Below are 2,420 nucleotides of genomic sequence, written 5' to 3'. Positions count from 1 at the left end.
TGAGCCGTCCATTCAAATACCGCGATCGGATAGGAAGTCTCCTGATAATTATCCGCCCAAATTGGCGAGAACTGTTCGCAGGTTAATTGCGTCTGGAAGACGTTTTCATAGCCATACCAACTGCGGGGATATAAAGCCTGATAATTGCCCGTTCCTTGCCCTGCTGGCGTCGTCTGAGGATACCATTGCCAGCGATCTAGACTCTCATCTTCAGGTGCTTGCGTAGACATGGCATAAGCCTGACTATCGCCATTCTCTAGCAGCTCGAAGACACTAAATTGACACGCCGAAAGGTTTTTAAAAACATGTTCGCCGCCGTCGATGTGCCACAAATTGAACTCCCCACGATGCGATCGTCCGATACATCCCGCGCCGAATCCCCCTAATGGCATCCCGTGAAATGGGCCATCGTCGAGATTGCTCTCATAGCGGACGGTATATGGTTTTTCCCAGTCTTGGTGAAACTGACGTTGCCAAGTAGCGGTGGGGATCTGCGGACGGGTTGAGGGTTGGAGCATATACGAGCGGCTAGTTGGAAAGATGCAACTCCCTATTGTAGACTGCTGTGTTAACCTCTAGTCTGCCTTGCTCGATCGAATTTTAAATTTAGGCGCGATCTAATTTATGTTGAGTGTAATTATCGATTCGATTAGTCAATTTAAGATTATAGTCGTGCAGATCGCCCAGACTGGTATCGAGATCGTTGACACGTTCGACGAGATCGGACGAGATCGCGTTATCTGTTAATAACTGAATCTGCTGCTTGGTCGCTGCGATCGAGGCTTGGAGAGCAGCTTGCTCTAGTTCTCGTTCTGTTACCTGGGAAATTTGGGCGTCTTTTACCTGAGAAAATTCTAGGATGAGACCCTGAATATCTTTCCCAATTTCGGCGATCGAACCATTGAGTTTGAGCAGATCGTGTGGATCTTGACGCTCGGCAAAGGCTTTTTCTAGCTCTAAAAATCGCCAGCCAACTTGTTGGATCGAATCCTCAGCTACTCTAGAGTTTGCTTCTAAGGATTGTAGCTTTTGTTTGACTTCGATAATTAATAAATAGACTTCATCGCGATCGAGATCTTCTTGTGATAATCTCACGGGTGAATTATCTAATCGATCGGATCGCTCGCTCTGTTCTAGAGTTGCCATTGAATCGATCGAGGTTGCTAATAATCCGCTTTCTGCATTAGTAACGCGCGTAGAATCTTTGCTGTTATGGAATTCCTGCTCGAAATTGGCAAGATTTAAACTAAGCTGTTTGAGTGAATCTTTAGTGAGATCGATTTCGGTCAAAAATGGGGATAGATCGTCACTTCTTTGCTCGATTTCTGTTAGCAATATTCCCAGCCGTTGTAGTTTTGCTCGATCCTCGCTCACACTTGCGGACAAGCGATAGAAGTCAACTGTTGTGGGTGCCGCAGGTAAGGCAACCAGTTGATGCTCTAAGTTTGCCAGCCGCTGCTCGGCGGCGATTAATTGTTTTTGGCGGTTCATCAAACTTACCGATAGGGCAAGCGTTAAAGGTGTCGCGACATAGGCGACTTGCTGAGTAACAACCGCAGCAATACTCCCCAAAACTGACAAGCCGATCGAGACAGACTCTACACCATTAAGATTATTTTTGATATTCACGAGATCCCGGCACTTTCTATTCTAGAGATAGCAATATGATGTATTACTATTCGTTAGTGGCGATCGCTCATCGGGATGAAAAGTTAAAAATTAATTTCAGATAATGTAATTAAGGCGGGGGAGAATTTACTGGAGACTTGAAAATAGCGGCGAGAGCTTGGGGTAAAGTTTCCGCCATCACGATCCGATTTTCATACGCCACAATTACCCTGATTAGAGTTGGAAGCTGATTTTGAGTGGCTTCGAGATAGAGTGGTTCGACGTATAGTAGGGACTGCTCGATCGGAACGATCAGTAAATTTCCCTGTACCACGCGCGAACCTTGGCGATTCCAAAGCGATATTTGACTAGAGATTGCCGGATCTTGATTGATCCGCGCTTCGATTTGTTCGGGGCCGAAGATTTGGCGTTGTTTGGGGAAGGTGTAGAGTAGTAATTTGCCATAATTCTCACCGTCAGAACGCGCCGCCAACCAAGCGACTAAATTACTTCGCTGTTGGGGAGTATAGGGCAATAGCAGCGTAAATTCTGGGACGGGGATAGTCGGTAAGCTGGTAATCAAATAATACGGCTCTACCAAGCGTGGCTTGTCGCCATAGACTTCGGTGGGAATTTGCCACTGATCCTCGCGATTGTAGAATACCTGCGGATCGGTCATATGATAAGTCATCAATCGATCGGATTGAATCTTAAAATAGTCTTGAGGATAGCGCAGATGCCGCCGCAAGCTAACAGGCATCGCACTCAGCGGTTTAAATAAGTCGGGAAATATTTTCGCCCAGGTAGTGACG

The 2,420-nt window shown here is 46.4% G+C and carries 3 protein-coding genes; all 3 read right to left on the bottom strand.

Annotated elements, in window-relative coordinates; translation table 11 throughout:
- On the bottom strand, positions 1 to 518 hold a 518-nt coding region (locus RMO52_RS03740; RefSeq protein WP_310410967.1), incomplete at its 3' end, for a GH116 family glycosyl-hydrolase.
- Positions 519 to 606: 88 nt separating this feature from the next.
- On the bottom strand, positions 607 to 1,629 hold the full coding sequence (locus tag RMO52_RS03735) for a hypothetical protein (RefSeq protein ID WP_310410964.1): 1,023 nt from the start codon (positions 1,627 to 1,629) through the stop codon (positions 607 to 609).
- Positions 1,630 to 1,738: 109 nt separating this feature from the next.
- The coding region (locus RMO52_RS03730; protein ID WP_310410961.1) for a UPF0182 family protein at positions 1,739 to 2,420 on the bottom strand (682 nt) is incomplete at its 5' end.

Source organism: Chamaesiphon sp. OTE_8_metabat_110 (assembly GCF_031382685.1).
Taxonomy (GTDB): Bacteria; Cyanobacteriota; Cyanobacteriia; order Cyanobacteriales; family Chamaesiphonaceae; genus Chamaesiphon.
Note: the sequence above shows the minus strand (reverse complement) of the source record. Positions and strands in the feature narration are given on the sequence as shown.